Source organism: Bacteroides sp. MSK.20.82, assembly GCF_019052485.1.
Lineage (GTDB): Bacteria > Bacteroidota > Bacteroidia > Bacteroidales > Bacteroidaceae > Bacteroides > Bacteroides thetaiotaomicron.
In genome coordinates this window covers 1-19,620 of sequence record NZ_JAHQUN010000004.1, presented here as the reverse complement: position 1 = coordinate 19,620, position 19,620 = coordinate 1, and the positions used below count along the sequence as shown (strand labels likewise).

Sequence of the window (19,620 nt, the reverse complement as noted above, 5' to 3'; positions counted from 1 at the left end):
TGTTTGTCAATGATTATAAGTTGGATATAAAGACGTTAATTATGATTATATTAAAAACAACAAAAAGTAGCATTGAAATAGTAAAACAAATGGTCAAAGAAATGAACGATTTTGAGTTCAGAGCGTATACACCTGAATGTCATTTCTACTATAATTTATTATGTGATGAGCTATCACAGTTTGTAAATGAACATCTCGTTTGTGATGCAACAGTTCGTCAAGAAGCAAAACAATATATCTATAATAATTTAAAGCGTTTATATGTACCTGGAATTGGGATATTACCATTTCCTGAGATGGAGTTGTAGTATGTTAGAAGTTTCTCGAAACACATATTCTGAGATTCATAGTCCATATAAAAATTGAGCTGAAAGGAGAGCTATGAATAAAAAGAAATAAAATCCAATAAAGACATAGATTTATTCTCATAATGAATTATCTTTGTACTATAAACAAGTGAGTCTATCCTACATTTATTAACCTATGGTTGGTAATGTAGATGAATTGAAATATTGGGATGTGATACTAAAATGATACCAAATGTGTAATTATCTGACTATCAACATCAATTTTACCCCCTGAGGGTGTACAAAGAATGAAGAAGTAACTTAGTTATTTCTTTTTTTGTTTATATGAACTGCCTTGTAAGGGATCAGTTGTAAATCTTGTGAGGACTACTCTTCAACTCAATTTGAGCCTACTCTTCGGGAATCGTTGCTCCTTAGCCCGAAAGATACTTGTCAATTTTATCAGACCTGCCTGGTTTAATAGTCTATGCTTCGTTGATTAATCCCTTTTGTATGCTAAGTTAATGTCTTTTGAAAGCAATAAGAACAAGTTTCAGGTACGTGATCCCATCGGTTCATGTACGTGGGCTGATGGGATCACGTGCGTAGTCTGAATGTTTCACGTACGTAAAACGAGAGCATATATCCTGCAAAATGTATTAATCAAGGCTTGTTGATGTATTAGGTATACCGGCTTTAACTATTATACATGCCATCTAAAATCTCTTAGGAGGCCAAAGAAGCATCGTTTAATGCTTTAGCAAATAAAATTTTGTTGTTGACTGGAGGGAGAAATAATGGATTAATAGGAATTATAGAAGGCAAAAAGGGGGTGAAAATACAATTCTCGGGTCGAAAATACAGTTCTCTGTGATAAAGAGAAAAAGATGTTAGTTTCTGTTTAAATGTTGGTAATCAGTGTAGTAGGAAATATGGGTGATAATAGAAGGTGATAAATGAATTCATATAAATTCTATTATCACCTTATTATCACCGCTTATTGTCACCACTATTTTATTGATTACTAACTCTTTAACTATAAAAGGTGACAAGTGACAATAGAATCGTATATGAAACTACAAGGAGAGGAACGTTAGTTTAAAAAAAAAATACCGCTGTGGAGCATCGTGCCCCGACAGCGGTATTACTATTTAGTAATTCTTGTTTTAGAATTTGAAGAAGTTCTTGGCATTGTTGTAGCTGATGTCTTCGATCATCTGATTTACGCGATCCATTTCAGATACCGGAATTTCTCCGTTCTCCACATCACGTCCTACCAAATTACATAATGTACGGCGGAAGTATTCGTGGCGTGGATAGGAAAGGAATGAACGGGAGTCTGTCAGCATACCTACGAAACGGCTCAAAAGTCCAAGTACTGACAACGCGTTCATTTGTTTTTCCATACCATCTTTCTGGTCGAGGAACCACCATCCGGAACCGAACTGAATCTTGCCGGCTATCGAGCCATCCTGGAAGTTGCCCAGCATAGTGGCAATCACTTCATTGGCGCAAGGATTCAGGTTATAAAGGATTGTCTTGGTCAACTTGCCGTTAACGTTCAGGCGGTCGAGGAATTTAGACATTGCCTTGGCTGTTGTAAATTCGCCGATAGAGTCGAAGCCTGTATCGGGTCCTAACAATTTGAACATCTTCGTATTGTTGTTACGGATAGCACCGTAGTGGAACTGCTGAGTCCATCCTTTTTCCCAGTCCATTTCTCCGAAGATTACCAACATAGCAGACTTGAATTTCAGAATTTCTTCTTTAGTCAATTCAGCTCCGCCATATACCTTATTAAATATAGCTTTGATTTCTGCGTCGGTGTAATCTTCTGCATAGAACTCTTCGATACCGTGGTCGGACAAGCGGCAACCCTGTTCGGCGAAGAAGTCATGACGTTTGCGGAGAGCCGCAATCATATCGTCAAAATTTGAGATTGTCATGCCGCTTACTGCAGACAGTTTTTCTACATAAGCGCGGAAGTCGGCAGGAACTTCTACTGCCATTGCCTTGTCCGGGCGCCAGGTAGGCAACATTTTGATTTCAAAACCGCTTTCGCGTGTCTGGATATGATATTCCAGAGAATCAATCGGATCGTCCGTAGTACATACTACTTCCACGTGGTAACGACGCATCATTCCGCGAGCTGAGTATTCCGGCTGAGCCAGCTTCTCGTTACACTCGTCGTAAATTTCGCGTGCAGTCTTGGGGCTTAAAATCTTGTCGATGCCGAAAGCAGTCTTCAATTCCAGGTGTGTCCAATGATACAACGGGTTGCGGAAGGTATAAGGAACGGTTTCAGCCCATTTTTCGAACTTTTCCCAGTCTGTGGTATCTTTTCCTGTACAATAACGTTCGTCTACGCCATTTGTACGCATTGCACGCCATTTGTAATGGTCGCCACCCAACCAAATTTCAGTCAGTGATTTAAACTTGTAGTCGTCAGCTACCATTTGGGGGATTAGATGACAGTGGTAGTCAATAATCGGCATTTTAGCCGCATGCTCGTGATACAACTTTTGTGCAGTTTCTGTCTGCAGCAAGAAGTTTTCATCCATGAAGTTCTTCATTGTTACTGTGTTTTTAGTATATAAAATTATTACTTTCTGCATTTATACCTATATAGTATTGATTTTAAAGCTAATAGGTGTAAATCTTCGTTTTAGTTTTATTAACCGTTATCGAACACAAAAATAGAAAATTTACTTGGAGTAACAAAATAATTCGTATATTTGCAGCGATTATTTATAATATTTAAGTTTTAGCACTATGGAGGACCAGAACTATACCATCAAAGACATTGCCCGTATGGCGGGTGTTTCCGCCGGAACGGTTGACAGAGTGCTGCACAATCGCGGCGACGTATCTCCTCAAAGCAAGGCTAAAGTACAAAAGGTATTGGATGAAATTCACTACCAGCCTAATGTATTTGCTATCGGACTGGCTGCCAAGAAGAAATATTCTTTCGTTTGTCTGATACCTTATTATATAGAGCACGACTACTGGCATTCGGTAGTGGGAGGCATCGAGCGGGCACGTCAGGAATTGCGTCCTTTCAATGTGAGTGTGGATTATCTTTGCTATCATCAGGGGAACAAGGAAAGTTATCTGGAAGTGTGTCGCAGAGTTGAAGAAAGCAATGTCGACGCTGTACTGATCGCTCCGAACTTCAGAAATGAGACATTGGCTTTGACAGACTATCTGCAAGCTAAAAAAATAGCTTATGCATTCATTGACTTCAATATGGAGGAAGCGAACGCACTGACCTATATCGGACAGGACTCTTATAAAAGCGGATACATTGCCGCCAAAATATTAATGCGCAACTATCAGGCCGGCGAGGGGCAGGAGCTGGTTTTGTTCTTGAGCAATAATAAGAACAGTCCGGCAGAAATACAGATGCAACGGCGTTTGGCAGGATTTATGAGCTTTATCACCGAAGAGTATGAAGAGTTGGTGATTCATGAAGTGGTACTGAACAAGTCTAATCAGGAAAATAATCAAAAGACATTGGATGAATTTTTCCGGCTGCATCCGAAAGCTACGTTGGGTGTCGTATTCAATTCCAGAGTTTATCAGCTGGGCGAATATCTCCGTAGTGCGGGACGTAGCATGAAGGGGCTGATAGGATATGACCTTCTGAAAGCAAACGTGGAATTGCTGAAATCCGGTGATGTGCATTATCTGATCGGACAACGTCCGGGGCTGCAGGGATATTGTGGCGTAAAAGCTCTTTGCGACCACGTCGTTTTCAAGAAATCCGTTGAACCGGTAAAGTACATGCCCATCGACATTATGATAAAGGAAAATATTGATTTTTATTTCGAATTTGTATAATATCAACTTTATAAATTACAACTAACATGAAAGCATTAAACAAAGAAACAGCTCCTAAAGTACAACGTCCGGAGCGCATTATCCAATTTGGCGAAGGTAACTTTTTACGTGCATTTGTAGATTGGATTATTTACAACATGAACCAGAAGACTGACTTCAACAGCAGTGTGGTAGTGGTTCAACCGATTGATAAAGGTATGGTCGATATGCTGAATGCACAAGATGATTTGTACCATGTTAACCTTCAAGGATTGGATAAAGGAGAAGTGGTTAACAGCTTGACAATGATTGATGTAATCAGTCGCGCATTGAATCCTTATACGCAGAATGACGAGTTTATGAAGCTGGCTGAACAACCGGAAATGCGCTTTGTTATCTCGAACACTACAGAAGCCGGAATCGCCTTTGATCCGACTTGCAAACTGGAAGATGCTCCCGCTTCATCTTATCCGGGCAAGCTGACTCAATTGCTGTATCATCGTTTTAAAACATTCAACGGTGACAAGACGAAAGGTCTGATCATTTTCCCTTGCGAACTGATCTTCCTGAATGGCCACAAGCTGAAAGAAACGATTTATCAGTATATCGACCTGTGGAATCTTGGCAATGAATTCAAGACTTGGTTTGAGGAAGCTTGTGGAGTATATGCGACATTGGTAGACCGTATCGTTCCGGGATTTCCTCGCAAGGATATTGCTGCTATCAAGGAAAAGATACAGTACGATGATAACCTTGTTGTGCAGGCTGAAATCTTTCACCTGTGGGTAATTGAAGCTCCGCAGGAAGTGGCAAAAGAATTCCCGGCTGATAAGGCAGGGCTGAATGTATTGTTTGTTCCGTCGGAAGCTCCTTATCACGAACGCAAAGTAACTTTGCTCAATGGTCCTCACACGGTTCTTTCTCCGGTAGCATACTTGTCGGGTGTGAATATCGTGCGTGATGCTTGCCAGCATGAGGTAATCGGCAAGTATATTCATAAAGTGATGTTTGATGAATTGATGGAGACATTGAATCTTCCGAAAGAGGAACTGAAGAAGTTTGCAGAGGATGTATTGGAACGTTTCAACAATCCGTTCGTCGATCATGCGGTAACAAGCATTATGCTTAACTCATTCCCGAAATATGAAACTCGTGATCTTCCGGGATTGAAGACTTATCTGGAACGTAAAGGGGAACTGCCGAAAGGACTGGTACTCGGATTGGCTGCTATTATCACTTATTATAAAGGTGGTGTACGTGCAGACGGGGCTGAAATTGTACCGAACGATGCACCTGAAATCATGAACTTGCTGAAAGAGCTTTGGGCTACCGGTTGCACGAAGAAGGTTACCGAAGGTGTACTGGCAGCAGAGTTTATCTGGGGCGAAGATTTGAATAAGATTCCGGGACTGGCAGCAGCTGTAAAGGCTGATCTGGATTCTATTCAGGAGAAAGGTATGCTTGAAACGGTAAAGGGTATCCTTTAATTAAGTACTATCATATAAAAATAGCGTCACTGTTCGTTGTGAATGGTGACGCTGTTTTTATGTGTATATATGATATCAAAGATAGTTCTGATAGAAAAGAGAAAAACAGTTTTATTTCTATTCAGCTTCAGCTGTATGAAGAATGAATGTGGTAGCTCCGATAGTTACGATTGCTCCGTCTTCCATGCGGACGCGGTCCTTATCTCCCAGAATCTCATTCATGAGAAAGGTACCTGTGAGGCTGGGGGCGTCCCGTAATGTGTAGACAAGCTTTCCCTGTTTGTTACGCTTTACATTAATGATGCAGTGACGTCTGTCCATACTCATGTCACCGCTTTCGATCGGAGTATTGATAACGGTACCCACGCAACGACGGCCTATCACATTATCACCTTCTTGCAACGGAAGTACTTGTTTGAAACCAAACACGTTTTCAATAACCGTAATATAACCGAATTCTTCTTTATGAGCCTCCGCTTCTTCTTCCAGGTTCTCTTCCTTTCTAAGGGCTTTTACTTTGCTTTTTCCGAGACGGATGCTGAATTGTTTGCCACAATGTTCGCATTCGAATACAAGCGATTGACCTTCGCTGTATTTGGTTTCATCAAAAAAAAGGTAATTCTCACATTTAGGACAAAGAACTCGTTTCATGTTTCAAAAGGGGATTTATTTTGCCAGTAACCAGGCATTCTTATAAGTTTCGTTTTTTCTAAGCTCCAGTAGTTGTTTGGTAGCTTCTTCGCGATTTCCGAATGAACGGATGCTGACACGTACTTTGCCATCGCTGTTCAAGGCTTTCGCTTCGGCAAATCCTTTTGCCTTTAATTGTTCTGCCATTGCTTCAGCATCTTTCAGACCGATTCCTCCTGCTACGATAATGTGAAAGGGATGATTGGCCTGTGGCTGAACTGCGGGTGCAACCGGAGTTGTCACTGCGGTCGTAGTCGGTATTGTTGCTGTCGGTGCGGCCGGTGTTGTTTCCTGCTTGGCAACCTTGACTTCTTTGACAGCGATAGGTCTTGAAGTTCTGGCTTTATCAGCGGTAACTTTCTTCGTCTGACCAGTCGCATTCTTTTGATTATGCTTTGTTTCTACAGAAACAGGAGTGACTGCAACCGATTGTTTTTCTATTTGCTCAAAAAGCTCGGCAGGCAGCAACTGGGCATAATTGTTCTTCTCGACATACGTATTTTCTACAGGAGTAGAGAATGCGAAGAACATAACGATAACGGCAATCATTGCCGCAGCATTACGAAGAAGGGTACGACTGATGCTGATTTCATACGTTTTCTTTTCTTTCGTCAGACTGGCAGGTACCAGTATTCTTTCTTTTCGCTGCAACGCAGAGAGCTCACGCATCTCAAAAGAATTCAGTCCATATAATGAAGGAGTCGTTATCTTATGATCATAAGGAGTGAATTCGTAGTTCCCGTAAATGTTATAACGGATTTCACCCACGTTTTCCAGATCGGCTTTACCTTCTTCATGAAGAATCTCGACGAATGCGTTCACTTCTTTCTCCACCATACGGGTAGCATCGGCAAAACTGGTGTCATGCGCAGACATATAGGACTGTACCAACACGCCGTCATTCAGTTTAAGCTGAGAATTGAAACCGATGATACGGGTAGGAGGTAAAAAAAGATTTTCTTCTTTTACATAGGTTGCGGGAGCGTAGTGTGCTACGAATCCGCCAAAATTAGGAACGATTACGCAATCGTTCTCTAACAACAGAGCCTCTATGTGTTGTGCTAATTCAATCATAGTGCAAAATTAAGAGATTAATTGAATATATCCCAGAAAACTTCGAAAAAATCACTACTTTTGCATCGTTTTACTTATTACTACTAACGATGAACTATATACAGACAGAAATAGATGGGGTGTGGCTGATAGAACCCAATGTTTATTCTGATGAACGGGGCTACTTTATGGAAGCCTTTAAGAAAGAGGAGTTTGAAGCGAAGATCGGTCCGGTAGACTTTGTGCAGGATAATGAATCGAAATCGTCCTTTGGTGTATTGCGGGGACTGCACTATCAGAAGGGTGAATACAGCCAGGCAAAGTTAGTTCGCGTTCTGAAAGGAAAGGTGCTGGATGTTGCTGTCGATTTGCGCCGGTCGTCACCGACTTTTGGAAAACATGTCAGCGCATTGCTCAGTGAAGAAAATAAAAGGCAGTTTTTTATTCCCCGTGGTTTTGCTCATGGCTTTGTGGTGTTGAGCGAAGAAGCTGTGTTCATGTATAAGGTAGACAATAAATATGCTCCGCAAGCAGAAGCGTCTATAGTATATAATGATGAAACGTTAGGCATCGACTGGATGCTTGGGGAGTCGCAGATGCTTTTGTCGCCCAAGGATAAAGAGGGCATGGCTTTCAGAGATGCTGTATATTTTGAATAAACTCTAACAAACGATAGATATGAAAATAGCGATTGTCGGAACCGGTTATGTTGGTTTGGTAACCGGAACATGTTTTGCTGAAATTGGCGTAAATGTAACTTGTGTAGATACGAATAGCGAGAAAATAGAATCTTTGCAGAAAGGAGTGATTCCGATCTATGAGAATGGATTGGAAGAAATGGTACTTCGCAATGTCAAGGCAAAAAGACTGAAATTCACGACTTCGCTTGAGAGTTGCCTGGACGATGTTGAGGTTATATTTAGTGCTGTCGGTACGCCTCCGGACGAAGATGGCAGTGCTGATTTGAGTTATGTGCTGGAAGTTGCCCGCACCATCGGTCGTAATATGAATCAATATAAATTGGTAGTGACGAAGAGCACGGTTCCTGTAGGTACTGCGCGCAGAGTTCGTGCCGCTATACAGGAAGAACTGGATAAAAGAGGAGTGAACATTGAGTTTGATGTGGCTTCCAATCCGGAATTTCTGAAAGAGGGCAATGCTATCAGCGACTTTATGAGTCCGGACCGTGTAGTGGTAGGAGTGGAGTCTGTTCGTGCGGAGAAACTGATGTCGAAACTCTATAAGCCGTTTTTATTGAATAACTTCCGTGTTATTTTCATGGATATCCCATCGGCTGAAATGACGAAATATGCGGCTAACTCTATGTTGGCAACCCGTATCAGCTTTATGAATGACATCGCGAACTTGTGTGAACTGGTAGGTGCCGACGTAAATATGGTACGTAGCGGTATCGGTTCTGATACTCGTATCGGACGCAAGTTCCTATACCCAGGTATCGGATATGGTGGCTCCTGTTTTCCTAAAGATGTGAAAGCATTGATCAAGACTGCCGAGCAAAACGGGTATACTATGCGTGTACTTCGTGCGGTGGAAGATGTGAATGAGGCGCAGAAAGGAGTCTTGTTTGAAAAACTGATGAAGCAGTTTAATGGTGATTTGAAAGGTAAGACCATCGCCTTGTGGGGATTGGCTTTTAAACCGGAAACGGATGATATGCGTGAGGCTCCGGGATTGGTATTGATCGATAAACTTCTGAAAGCAGGTTGTCAGATACGCGCATATGATCCGGCTGCAATGAATGAGTGTAAACGTCGTATCGGTGATGTTATTTATTACGCCCGCGATATGTATGATGCGGTACTTGATGCTGATGTCCTGATGTTAATTACCGAATGGAAAGAATTCCGTCTGCCTTCATGGGCTGTCATCAAAAAGACTATGAATCAGCAAATTGTGCTGGATGGACGCAATATTTATGATAAAAAAGAAATGGAAGAGCTCGGATTTATTTATTCATGCATTGGTAAATAAGATAATTAGAGTATCTTTATACACAAAATTTAGACAAATGACGAAATATGTAGCGATATCGTTAGTAGCGATCTTGCTCGCAGCATGTAACAGCAGTAAGAATCCGCACTCTTCCTCCGGACAAGAGGAGGATTTGAGTGCGAAAGAACTGCTGCAAGGAATCTGGCTGGATGATGAGACTGAGAGCCCGTTGATGCGTATAGAAGGGGATACCATCTATTATGCAGATTCGCAGAGCGCTCCTATTACATTCAAAATTATACGGGATACTCTTTATACTTATGGCAATGATACTACCTATTATAAGATAGATAAGCAGGGGGAGCATATTTTCTGGTTTCATTCGATTGCAGATAATATGATCAGATTGCATAAATCTGAAGATCCTAATGATTCGTTATCTTTTGTCGGTCAGGAAATGATTATTCCCACCTATACGGAAGTAACGAAGCGCGATAGTATTGTGAACTATAATGGTAGCCGCTATCGTGCTTATGTGTATATCAATCCATCCAAAATGAGGGTGATCAAGACGATATATACTGAAGACGGTATTAGTATGGATAATGTGTACTACGATAATGTGATGCACATTTGTGTGTATGAAGGCAAGAAGAGCCTGTTTGCCAGTGATATTACCAAGCAGATGTTTGAAAGTGTGGTTCCTGCGGATTTCCTGGTGCAGGCAATTTTATCTGATACTAAATTTGTAAAGGTAGACCGGAATGGTTTCCATTATCAGGCTGTTTTATCCATTCCGGAAAGTTCTATTTACAGTATAGCAAATTTGACTGTCAGTTTTAGCGGCAAGTTGACTATTACTCCGACGAAATAGCCAAATGTTTTTTAGTTTCTTGCAGGAGAAGAGGGGCGGTTATTGCCTTTTTTTCCATTGTTGTTATTCCTTTTTCCTCCGAAGCTTCTTCTTTTAGAACTGTCACCTCTCTTATTGTTGTAAGAGCGGGGCTTGTATTCCGGTGCTTCTCCTAATTCGGCGGGAACGGGAATTTTATATATTTCTTTTTCAAGAAAGTTCTCGATGGATTTGAAGTTGCTCTGTTCTTTCTCGCTGATAAAGGTGAGTGCTACTCCGTCATTGTTGGCACGTGCTGTACGTCCGATACGGTGCACATAATCCTCGCTGTCATGGGGGACATCAAAGTTGATAACCAATCGGATGTCGTCAATATCGATACCACGGGCAACGATATCCGTAGCAACCAGAATATTGATTCTTCCGGCTTTAAATTCGTGCATGACCACTTCACGTTGTGCCTGTTCAAGATCCGAATGCATTTCTCCTACATTCAGTTTCATCATTTTCAGAGCCTTTGTTACTTCTTTAACCTTGATTTTGGAGGAAGCGAAAATAATCACACGTTCGGGTACTTCGTCAGTAAAAAGGCTGCGTATGATACCTAGCTTCTGATTCTCGTAACATACATAAGCTGCCTGAATGATTTTATCTGCCGGTCTTGAAACGGCAAGTTTGATTTCCGCCGGATTATTCAGAATTGTTTTTGCCAGTTGCTGTATTTTGGCAGGCATAGTTGCCGAGAACATGATTGTCTGTCGTTCTTTCGGCAAATATTTCACGATTTGCATGATATCTTCGTAGAATCCCATATCAAGCATACGGTCTGCTTCGTCCAGTATAAAATAAGAAACCTTGGAAAGATCTACGTATCCAAGGCTTAAATGGGCTATCAGCCGTCCGGGAGTAGCTATTACTACATCTGCACCTAACGTAAGTCCCTTCTTCTGTTGTTCGAAAAGGATTCCGTCATTTCCACCGTATACGGCAACACTCGATGCGGGCATAAAATAGGAGAAGCCTTCCATTTGCTGGTCGATTTGCTGCGCCAATTCCCGGGTAGGGGACATAATGACACAGTTAATGGCATCTTCGGGATGTCCTCCTTCGGATAACTTATTCAGGATAGGCAGCAGGAATGCTGCTGTTTTACCAGTGCCCGTTTGTGCAACTGCTATCAAATCTTTACCTTCTAGTATGATTGGAATTGCTTGTTCCTGTATAGGCGTGCACTCGTCAAATCGCATGGCGTCAAGCGCATCAAGCACATTTGCATTTAGTTTTAGTTCGGAAAACTTCATTACTTCTTTTTATTTGCCGACAAAGATAAAATAATTTTTGGTCTCAATTACATATTCAAATAAGAATCTTTGAATCCCAGGAAATAGAGCACTCCGTCAAGCCCGATGGTATTGATGGATTGTTTGGCATTTGCCACTACTTTGGGCTTTGCGTGGAAGGCGATTCCCAGTCCGGCGATTCCCAGCATAGGAAGGTCGTTGGCACCGTCTCCAACGGCTATCGTCTGAGCAATATCAACCTTCTCTACCTGAGCGATCAGACGGAGGAGTTCGGCTTTTCGTTTGCCGTCTACTACGTCTCCCAGATAGCGTCCGGTTAATTTGCCGTCTACAATTTCCAATTCGTTCGCATATACGTAATCTATGCCGTATTTCTTTTGCAGATACTGACCGAAATAGGTGAATCCTCCGGAAAGAATAGCAATTTTGTATCCATATTTTTTCAGTACATACATCAGGCGGTCTACTCCTTCCGTAATAGGAAGGCTTTCTGCTATTTCCTGCATGACTGATTCATCCAGTCCTTTTAACAAGGCTACACGACGTGTGAAGCTTTCTGTAAAGTCTATTTCTCCACGCATGGCGCTTTCTGTAATGGCCTTTACTTCATCGCCTACACCTGCACGGATAGCCAGCTCGTCGATTACCTCAGTTTCGATCAAGGTAGAATCCATATCGAAACAGATCAGACGGCGCATACGGCGGTACATATTATCTTGCTGGAAAGAAAAGTCCATCTCCTGTTCGCTAGCCAACTGCATCAGTCGCTCCTGCATGGCGATACGGTCTTTCGGGGTACCGCGTACGGAGAACTCGATACAGGCACGGGTACGGGTATCCGTTTTGTCCTCATCCAAAGGGATACGCCCTGTCAGACGTTTGATGGCATCAATGTTTAAGTCTTGTTCTGCTAGTACGCGGGTAGCGGCAGATATCTGGCGGGCAGACAGTTTGCGGCCCAATACCGTCAGTATATAGCGGTTTTTCCCCTGCATACCTACCCAGTTCTCATACTGGTCGGTTCCTATCGGTTCGAAACGAATGGTTACTCCCAATGAAGATGCCTTAAACAGCAGCTCCTTCATAATGAATCCGGAATGCCTTTCTTCGCTTCTGAAAAGAATGCCTAACGACAACGTATTATGGATGTCCGCCTGTCCGATATCAAGGATAGTAGCGTCATACTTGGCAAGTATTTCAGTTACGGAAGCGGTAAGTCCCGGGCGATCTTCGCCGGTAACTCGAATCAGAATCAATTCAGTATTTGATGGTTGCATAAAAAAATAGACTTTAACGCTGCAAAAGTAGGGAAAAAAGTTCGTTTTTATGCTAAATAACATAAAAAGTTATACCCCAAAAGTAAGAAAATGGCTTGTTTTTTTGGAAGTTAATTTAATAATTACTTACCTTTGCACCCGGTTTCAAAATTAAAGGCACTGATAATCAGCGGATTCCTCTTCGCCTGATGCCTGAAAAGACAACGTTTCGGGAAGAAACCACTGTTTAAGGACAGTCCCCGGATAGTATTAACTAAAACCGAATTACATGAATTCTTATGTAAAATGGATTTTTGTTGTATTACTGATTTGTTCCTTGACCGCTTTCGTTGAGAAAGACAAACCTACCGGAGGTTTGAGTGAGGGTGACGTAGCCCCTGATTTTAAAATCGAATCTGCGTCGAATGGGCAACCGGCTTTTAAGTTGGGTAATTTGAAAGGTAAATATGTGTTGCTTAGTTTTTGGGCAAGTTATGACGCGCAATCCCGGATGCAAAACGTAAGTTTGAGCAATGTGCTTCGTTCTTCCCGTAATGTGGAAATGGTTTCTGTTTCGTTTGACGAATACCAGTCAATCTTTAAGGAAACCGTTCGTAAGGACCAAATAGTTACGCCCACTTGTTTCGTGGAAACAGAAGGCGAGGACTCCGGATTATTTAAAAAGTACCGTTTGAATCGGGGGTTCACAAACTATTTATTGGATGGAAATGGTGTGATTATAGCCAAAAACATCTCTGCTGCAGATCTTTCTGCTTATGTAAGTGAGATTGGTTGACAATCTCGAAAAGAGTAAGGAGAAAGAGGGATTTTCCGGATCACCGTTTGGTGATTAAAATGGAGAATAGACAAAAGAGGAAATGGATACAACAAAAAAGTTCCGCCTGTACTTGCTTTCGGCAAGAATAGGCGGAACTTCTATTTTAGATCTCCTTGATCTAAGTTTTATGTTTCCTTATTTAGGTGCTTTCTGATACAGATAGAATGCGATGCCTGCATAGAGGATATTGGGAATCCAGACTGCAATCGCAGGAGGCACGTTACCGTTTATGGCAAAGGTAGAAGTGATTGTCTGGAACAGGATATAAGAGAAGCTAAGCCCTAATCCAATACCCAGATGAAGTCCCATACCACCCTTCGTTTTTCGTGATGAAAGAGAAACCCCGATGATTGTCAGAATAAACGAAGCAAATGACATTGCAATTCGTTTGTGGTACTCAATTTCAAACTCTTTGATATTGGCAAATCCCCGTCGTTTCTGCTTTTCGATATATTCGCTCAGTTCCGGACTGGTCAGCATCTCCTGTTGATTTTTCATGATCAGGAAGTCCGATGGGTCCATATTTATAATAGAGTCGATCCGGTCTCCTTTGGTGATCTTTTCTTTTAGTCCGTCCAGTTCACGTACCATATAGTCGTGAATGGTCCATTTATTGACCGTTGTTGTATCGTAAGTGATACGGCGTGCCGTTAAGTGGGAGACAAGTTTCTTGTCGACAAACTTATCCAATGAAAAGCGGTTGCCGGTTTTCATTCCGTCATTGTAATTATCGATATAGGCTATGACACCACTGTCCACTTCCAACTGCACGTTTCGGACCGAGTTGACTTTCTTGGGTTTGATGTATTTATCTTCAAAGTTCAGACGGGTAACACTACCTTTGGGAATGATGAACGAACTCATCATGAATGTTGCCGCAGCAATGATGGCGGCAGAGATCATATAGGGGCGCATCATTCTTTTGAAACTCATACCGGTGGAGAACATGGCAATGATCTCAGAGTTCTCCGCCAGTTTGGAGGTAAAGAAGATAACGGCGATGAATACGAACAGCGGACTGAACAGATTGGAGAAGTAGGGGATGAAGTTCATGTAGTATTCAAAGATGATCTTGTCCCAAGGGGCTTCATGCTCCATCAGCTTGTCCATCTTCTCGTTGAAGTCGAACACCACCGCAATTGAGATAATCAATGCAATGGCAAATACGTATGTCCCCAAGAATTTCTTGATGATATACCAATCCAGCCGTTTTATTAATCGATTGCTTTTCATTCTTTATAATCTTGTTGACACTCTTTTTACCATCATCGGCTTCCAGGTAGAGAAATCTCCGGCAATGATATGTTTCCGGGCTTCACCTACCAGCCACAGGTAAAATGCCAGATTGTGTATAGAAGCAATTTGCATTGCCAGTAGTTCTTGTGCGTGGAAAAGGTGACGCAAGTACGCTTTGCTGTATAGCGTGTCTACAGCAGAAGCACCGTCTGCCTCGATGGGAGAGAAGTCTGTTTCCCATTTCTTGTTTCGCATATTGATGATACCGTCTTTGGTAAACAGCATGCCATTTCGTCCGTTTCGGGTAGGCATAACACAGTCGAACATATCGACTCCGCGTTCAATGCCTTCAAGGATATTTACGGGGGTACCGACTCCCATCAGATAGCGGGGCTTGTCTTTGGGAAGAATCTCGTTGACAACCTCTATCATCTCGTACATCTTATCTACCGGTTCGCCTACGGCCAGTCCGCCGATTGCATTTCCATCCGCTCCTTTGGAGGCGACGAATTCAGCGGATTGCTTACGCAAATCCTGATAAACACATCCTTGCACGATGGGGAAGAGAGACTGGTTGTAGCCGTATTTCGGTTCAGTTTCGTTAAAACGCTGAATACAACGATCAAGCCATCTGTGTGTCAGCCCTAATGACTTTTTGGCATATGCATAATCTGAATCTCCCGGAGGACATTCGTCAAAAGCCATCATGATATCAGCGCCAATGGTACGTTCTATATCCATCACCTTTTCCGGGGTAAAGATATGTTTGCTGCCATCAATGTGCGAGCGGAATTCGGCTCCTTCTTCCCGAAGTTTTCGTATTCCTGCTAATGAGAATACCTGAAAACCACCGCTATCGGTCAGCATAGGACGATCAAAACCATTGAAGCGATGCAGTCCGCCTGCCTTTTCAATTACGTCTAGTCCCGGACGCAAGTATAAATGATAGGTGTTGCCCAGAATAATCTGTGCCTGGATATCTTCTTTCAGTTCTGTTACATGTACTCCTTTAACAGTGCCCAGTGTTCCCACAGGCATGAAGATAGGTGTTTGTATCTGCCCGTGGTCTGTTGTTATCAGACCTGCACGGGCATTACTTTTAGTGTCTGTATATTGTAACTCAAATGTCATTCCTGGCTGGGTTTCTTTACAGATAAATCAATGGCATCCGCAACTTTCTCGTTTGTCAAGGCGATTGCGAATACTTCTTTTATGTCGTTTACATAGTGGAATTGCAGTCCTTTTAAATATATGTCCTGAATTTCATCTATGTTCTTTTTATTTTCGGCACTCATGATGATTTCTTTGATTCCGGCACGTTTGGCGGCAAGAATCTTCTCTTTGATACCACCGACAGGAAGCACTTTGCCACGGAGAGTGATTTCTCCCGTCATGGCAAGGTTTGCTTTTACCTTTCTTTGGGTGAGAGCAGAAGCTAAAGAAGTAGCCATAGTAATACCTGCCGACGGTCCATCTTTCGGAATAGCACCTTCGGGCACATGGATGTGTATGTTCCAGTTGTCAAAGATGTCTTCATTCAGATTGAGGATTGAAGCGTGTGCTTTGATGTATTCAAGTGCCAGCATAGCTGATTCTTTCATTACATCTCCCAGATTACCTGTTAGTGTAAGACGCGCACCTTTACCACGGCTCAGACTCGTTTCTACAAAGAGTATTTCACCGCCGACGGCAGTCCATGCCAGTCCGGTGACTACGCCTGCATAGTCATTTCCCTGATATTTGTCACGAGTATACTCCGGTGCTCCCAGGAATTCATACAAATCAGTCGGTTTAATTTCTGATTTGGCGAAATAACCGTCTGTTGCATATTGACGGGCAGATTTGCGGAGAATCTTGCCGATTTTCTTTTCCAGTTCACGGACGCCGCTTTCACGGGTATATGATTCGATAATCGCTTCCAAAGTATCTTTCGGAATCTTGATATCCGTCTTTTTAAGTCCGTTTGCTTCCAGTTCTTTCGGCAACAGGTGCTTACGGGCAATTTCAACTTTTTCTTCCGTGATGTATCCGCTGACTTCAATCAGCTCCATACGGTCGAGCAACGGGCCGGGGATCGTATTCAGATTATTGGCGGTTGCAATGAACAGTACTTTGGAAAGGTCATAATCTACATCCAGGAAGTTATCATGGAAAGAGGTATTCTGTTCCGGATCAAGTACTTCCAGCAAAGCTGATGACGGATCGCCTTGACGGTCGGCACTGACTTTGTCGATCTCATCCAGTATAAATACAGGATTAGAGGCTCCTGCCTTAATCAGACTCTTGATGATTCGTCCGGGCATAGCGCCAATATAAGTTTTGCGGTGACCGCGAATTTCTGCTTCATCGTGCACACCACCCAAAGACATACGGACATATTTTCGTTTCAGTGCCGATGCGATGGATTTTCCGAGGGATGTTTTACCAACTCCCGGAGGGCCGTACAAACAGATAATAGGTGATTTCATATCGCCTTTCAGTTTTAATACGGCAAGGTGTTCCAGAATACGTTCTTTTACTTTTTCCAGTCCGTAGTGGTCTTTATTCAACGTCTTTTCTGCATTTTTCAAATTCAGATTGTCTGTTGTATAAACACCCCAAGGCAGGTTGAGCATTGTTTGCAGATAGTTGAGTTGTACGCTGAAGTCCGGTGATTGCGGATGTGTACGTTCCAGTTTCGCCAGTTCCTTCAGGAAAGTATCTCTTACTTCTGCATTCCAGTGCATTTTAACTGCTTTCAGGCGCATTTCTTCAATTTCCTGCTCCTGACCGCTGCCACCCAGTTCATCCTGGATCGTTTTGATCTGTTGTTGGAGGAAGTATTCACGCTGTTGCTGATCGATATCCTCACGGGCACGCATTTGGATGGATGCCTTGATTTCTGCCAGCTGTACTTCGCGATTCAAGATTTCCAATAGATGATAAGTACGCTCTCTTAATGAGTTGATACTTAATAAATCCATCTTCTCATCTTTCTTGAATGGCAGGTTGGCACAAATGAAATTAATGAGGAACATCGGATTACTGATGTTTTTTATAGCAAATGACGAGTCCTGATGCATTTCTGATGATTTGATATAACGCATCGTCAAGTCCTTGCATGTTTCAACCAGGGCTTGAAACTCTTTATCGTCTTTGTTTGGGACATCTTCTTCCAAAAGTTCGACCTCGCCCTTCAGATAAGGGTGTGTATCTACAATATCTTTCAGACGCAGACGTTTCATTCCCTGAAGGATGACTGTTGTTGTCTGGTCAGGCATTTCCAGTACCCGTACAATTCGTCCGACAGTGCCGACATTGTGCAAATCTTCCAGTTTGGGGTCTTCCGTGTGTGCCGATCTCTGGCAAATCACTGCAATATCTTTGTGTTTCTTTTCAGCTTCGCGAACCAGCTTTAATGAAGCCTTTCTGCCTACTGTAATAGGTAAAAATACTCCGGGAAACAACACCATATTACGAAGGGGGAGAACCGGAAGAATATCACCGGATTTTATATTCACATCAAACACATGTTCGTCATTGCCATCATAGTCGGTAATCAGTGAGAAGCCGTTCTCACCAACTTCTTCTTCCAATAAGTATCTTTCTTTCATCTTTTCGTTTTAATTTAGTTTATGTCATACATAATATGCATAAATCGTTTGCAAAGTTAATTGATTCTCTTTAATAATAAAGCACAGTGTGGAATAAAAACACAAAAACAATGCCAAAATATCGGGCAGTAATGGATTTATTCCATAATAATTATTTATTTTTGACGGTTTTCAGCAAAGATCAATAAAAAACAGGTTTAGATGGCTAATAAAATGGCGAATCCTTTCTTTCAGTTTAAGCAGTTTACAGTATGGCATGACAAATGTGCCATGAAGGTAGGTACGGATGGGGTACTTTTAGGGGCGTGGGCTTCTGTTCAAGGGGCACATCGAATTTTAGATATTGGAACCGGGACGGGGTTGGTTGCTTTGATGCTGGCTCAACGTAGTCTGCCGGATGCAAATATTGTGGCGCTGGAAATTGACGAAGCCGCTGCCGGGCAGGCTAAGGAAAATGTGGCCCGTTCTCCCTGGAAGGATCGGATAGAAGTGGTGAAGCAAGATTTTCTGTTCTATCAGTCTCCGGATAAATTTGATGTGATCGTTTCCAATCCTCCTTACTTTGTGGATTCGCTTAGTTGTCCGGACCAACAGAGAAGCATGGCACGACATAACGATTCTCTGACTTATGAAAAGTTGCTGAAGGGTGTGGCTGATTTATTGAAGAAAGAGGGTACTTTTACAATCGTAATACCGACAGACGTGGCTGACAGGGTGAAGACTGCAGCTTCCGAATATCATTTATATGCAACTCGCCAGCTAAATGTAATAACCAAGCCGGGAGGAACTCCTAAACGGATGTTAATTACTTTTACGTTTAATAATGAGGGATGTATTAAGGAGGAACTGTTGACTGAAGTAGCCCGTCATCAATATAGTGAAGAGTATAAAGAATTGACTCGTGAATACTATTTGCATTTGAAATAATATTTTTGTATAAACAAAAAAAAGAGCTACTTAATGTAACTCTTTTTTTTCGTCGGGGTAGCGGGATTCGAACCCACGACCCCCTGCTCCCAAAGCGGCGTGATAATAAAGGATATTCAGCTACATATCAGTCAATTATAATGATGCGAGCTAACCATTTCAAAGATAGTTCAAAGAACGCTCTTTTGGGGGCTTCATTTTAGCCCTTTCTAACTCATGATTTAAGAGAGCAATTTCTTGCTTTTGAACTCTGTTTTCTCGCAGGACTTTCCGTAAGCCCCCGATAAAGTACCCGTATAAAAAAGAATCGCTATAGCAAATCGAACA

Annotated in this window: 16 protein-coding genes; 8 read left to right on the top strand and 8 right to left on the bottom strand. The window is 42.2% G+C overall.

Translation table 11 applies throughout. The features are described 5' to 3' along the window. Positions 1-41 precede the first annotated feature (41 nt). Positions 42-308 carry a hypothetical protein gene (locus KTR07_RS05615; protein ID WP_130061552.1) on the top strand — a complete coding sequence of 89 codons (267 nt, stop codon included), beginning with the start codon at positions 42-44 and terminating at the stop codon, positions 306-308. A 1,145-nt stretch (positions 309-1,453) separates the two neighbouring features. Here KTR07_RS05615 and uxaC read toward each other — a convergent pair. Then, positions 1,454-2,860 (bottom strand): glucuronate isomerase, encoded by a 1,407-nt coding sequence (uxaC, locus tag KTR07_RS05610; RefSeq protein ID WP_217315236.1) that lies wholly within the window; start codon positions 2,858-2,860, stop codon positions 1,454-1,456. Between the two features lie 199 nt (positions 2,861-3,059). Between uxaC and KTR07_RS05605 the strand changes: the two genes are divergently transcribed. Continuing rightward, positions 3,060-4,127 carry a LacI family DNA-binding transcriptional regulator gene (locus KTR07_RS05605; RefSeq protein ID WP_008761511.1) on the top strand — a complete coding sequence of 356 codons (1,068 nt, stop codon included), beginning with the start codon at positions 3,060-3,062 and terminating at the stop codon, positions 4,125-4,127. Between the two features lie 26 nt (positions 4,128-4,153). Then, positions 4,154-5,593: a tagaturonate reductase gene (locus KTR07_RS05600; protein ID WP_008761512.1), complete on the top strand. Its 1,440-nt coding sequence runs from the start codon at positions 4,154-4,156 to the stop codon at positions 5,591-5,593. A gap of 117 nt (positions 5,594-5,710) precedes the next feature. On the opposite strand, the gene KTR07_RS05595 is transcribed toward KTR07_RS05600, so the two are convergent. Together KTR07_RS05595 and KTR07_RS05590 are read right to left on the bottom strand one after the other, a co-directional pair. Continuing rightward, positions 5,711-6,244: an FHA domain-containing protein gene (locus KTR07_RS05595; protein WP_008765683.1), complete on the bottom strand. Its 534-nt coding sequence runs from the start codon at positions 6,242-6,244 to the stop codon at positions 5,711-5,713. Positions 6,245-6,259: 15 nt separating this feature from the next. Then, entirely contained in the window at positions 6,260-7,357 is a 1,098-nt protein-coding gene (locus KTR07_RS05590; protein ID WP_070750768.1) for an SPOR domain-containing protein, read from the bottom strand. 89 nt (positions 7,358-7,446) lie between these two features. On the opposite strand from KTR07_RS05590, the gene rfbC reads away from it, so the two are divergent. Genes rfbC through KTR07_RS05575 form a run of 3 tightly spaced genes read left to right on the top strand, consistent with a single transcriptional unit; the run spans position 7,447 to position 10,163 of the window. Next, entirely contained in the window at positions 7,447-7,995 is a 549-nt protein-coding gene (gene rfbC / locus KTR07_RS05585) for a dTDP-4-dehydrorhamnose 3,5-epimerase (protein ID WP_008761514.1), read from the top strand. 19 nt (positions 7,996-8,014) lie between these two features. Next, the gene (locus KTR07_RS05580; protein ID WP_016267541.1) at positions 8,015-9,328 is read left to right on the top strand and encodes a UDP-glucose/GDP-mannose dehydrogenase family protein; all 1,314 of its coding nucleotides are present in this window, start codon (positions 8,015-8,017) and stop codon (positions 9,326-9,328) included. 37 nt (positions 9,329-9,365) lie between these two features. Then, positions 9,366-10,163, top strand: a complete 798-nt coding sequence (locus KTR07_RS05575) for a DUF4738 domain-containing protein (protein ID WP_011107473.1) — start codon at positions 9,366-9,368, stop codon at positions 10,161-10,163. 11 nt (positions 10,164-10,174) lie between these two features. Here KTR07_RS05575 and KTR07_RS05570 read toward each other — a convergent pair whose 3' ends face one another. After that, entirely contained in the window at positions 10,175-11,443 is a 1,269-nt protein-coding gene (locus tag KTR07_RS05570; RefSeq protein ID WP_008765688.1) for a DEAD/DEAH box helicase, read from the bottom strand. A 47-nt stretch (positions 11,444-11,490) separates the two neighbouring features. Continuing rightward, positions 11,491-12,720 (bottom strand): phosphoserine phosphatase SerB, encoded by a 1,230-nt coding sequence (serB, locus tag KTR07_RS05565; RefSeq protein ID WP_008765689.1) that lies wholly within the window; start codon positions 12,718-12,720, stop codon positions 11,491-11,493. Between the two features lie 268 nt (positions 12,721-12,988). Here serB and KTR07_RS05560 point away from each other — a divergent pair, with 268 nt between their 5' ends. Next, positions 12,989-13,495: a thioredoxin family protein gene (locus KTR07_RS05560; protein WP_008761517.1), complete on the top strand. Its 507-nt coding sequence runs from the start codon at positions 12,989-12,991 to the stop codon at positions 13,493-13,495. A 177-nt stretch (positions 13,496-13,672) separates the two neighbouring features. Here KTR07_RS05560 and KTR07_RS05555 read toward each other — a convergent pair whose 3' ends face one another. From KTR07_RS05555 to lon, 3 genes are read right to left on the bottom strand one after another with little or no spacing between them, the layout of a single operon-like run. Continuing rightward, a complete protein-coding gene (locus KTR07_RS05555; protein WP_008761518.1) occupies positions 13,673-14,770 on the bottom strand; it encodes an LptF/LptG family permease in 1,098 nt (365 codons plus the stop codon). Between the two features lie 3 nt (positions 14,771-14,773). Beyond that, the gene (gene tgt, locus KTR07_RS05550) at positions 14,774-15,904 is read right to left on the bottom strand and encodes a tRNA guanosine(34) transglycosylase Tgt (RefSeq protein ID WP_008761519.1); all 1,131 of its coding nucleotides are present in this window, start codon (positions 15,902-15,904) and stop codon (positions 14,774-14,776) included. Further along, entirely contained in the window at positions 15,901-18,366 is a 2,466-nt protein-coding gene (gene lon / locus KTR07_RS05545; RefSeq protein ID WP_070750770.1) for an endopeptidase La, read from the bottom strand. Before lon ends, tgt begins: the two co-directional genes overlap by 4 nt. Positions 18,367-18,579: 213 nt before the next feature. Here lon and KTR07_RS05540 point away from each other — a divergent pair, with 213 nt between their 5' ends. Continuing rightward, positions 18,580-19,293 carry a tRNA1(Val) (adenine(37)-N6)-methyltransferase gene (locus KTR07_RS05540; RefSeq protein ID WP_048692148.1) on the top strand — a complete coding sequence of 238 codons (714 nt, stop codon included), beginning with the start codon at positions 18,580-18,582 and terminating at the stop codon, positions 19,291-19,293. Positions 19,294-19,620 lie beyond the last annotated feature (327 nt).

What these genes read in the sequence shown, in the direction of transcription:
- KTR07_RS05615 (WP_130061552.1), top strand. Translation starts at nt 42, where the DNA reads ATGATTATATTAAAAACAACAAAAAGTAGCATTGAAATAGTAAAACAA.
- uxaC (WP_217315236.1), bottom strand. Translation starts at nt 2,860, where the DNA reads ATGAAGAACTTCATGGATGAAAACTTCTTGCTGCAGACAGAAACTGCA.
- KTR07_RS05605 (WP_008761511.1), top strand. Translation starts at nt 3,060, where the DNA reads ATGGAGGACCAGAACTATACCATCAAAGACATTGCCCGTATGGCGGGT.
- KTR07_RS05600 (WP_008761512.1), top strand. Translation starts at nt 4,154, where the DNA reads ATGAAAGCATTAAACAAAGAAACAGCTCCTAAAGTACAACGTCCGGAG.
- KTR07_RS05595 (WP_008765683.1), bottom strand. Translation starts at nt 6,244, where the DNA reads ATGAAACGAGTTCTTTGTCCTAAATGTGAGAATTACCTTTTTTTTGAT.
- KTR07_RS05590 (WP_070750768.1), bottom strand. Translation starts at nt 7,357, where the DNA reads ATGATTGAATTAGCACAACACATAGAGGCTCTGTTGTTAGAGAACGAT.
- rfbC (WP_008761514.1), top strand. Translation starts at nt 7,447, where the DNA reads ATGAACTATATACAGACAGAAATAGATGGGGTGTGGCTGATAGAACCC.
- KTR07_RS05580 (WP_016267541.1), top strand. Translation starts at nt 8,015, where the DNA reads ATGAAAATAGCGATTGTCGGAACCGGTTATGTTGGTTTGGTAACCGGA.
- KTR07_RS05575 (WP_011107473.1), top strand. Translation starts at nt 9,366, where the DNA reads ATGACGAAATATGTAGCGATATCGTTAGTAGCGATCTTGCTCGCAGCA.
- KTR07_RS05570 (WP_008765688.1), bottom strand. Translation starts at nt 11,443, where the DNA reads ATGAAGTTTTCCGAACTAAAACTAAATGCAAATGTGCTTGATGCGCTT.
- serB (WP_008765689.1), bottom strand. Translation starts at nt 12,720, where the DNA reads ATGCAACCATCAAATACTGAATTGATTCTGATTCGAGTTACCGGCGAA.
- KTR07_RS05560 (WP_008761517.1), top strand. Translation starts at nt 12,989, where the DNA reads ATGAATTCTTATGTAAAATGGATTTTTGTTGTATTACTGATTTGTTCC.
- KTR07_RS05555 (WP_008761518.1), bottom strand. Translation starts at nt 14,770, where the DNA reads ATGAAAAGCAATCGATTAATAAAACGGCTGGATTGGTATATCATCAAG.
- tgt (WP_008761519.1), bottom strand. Translation starts at nt 15,904, where the DNA reads ATGACATTTGAGTTACAATATACAGACACTAAAAGTAATGCCCGTGCA.
- lon (WP_070750770.1), bottom strand. Translation starts at nt 18,366, where the DNA reads ATGAAAGAAAGATACTTATTGGAAGAAGAAGTTGGTGAGAACGGCTTC.
- KTR07_RS05540 (WP_048692148.1), top strand. Translation starts at nt 18,580, where the DNA reads ATGGCGAATCCTTTCTTTCAGTTTAAGCAGTTTACAGTATGGCATGAC.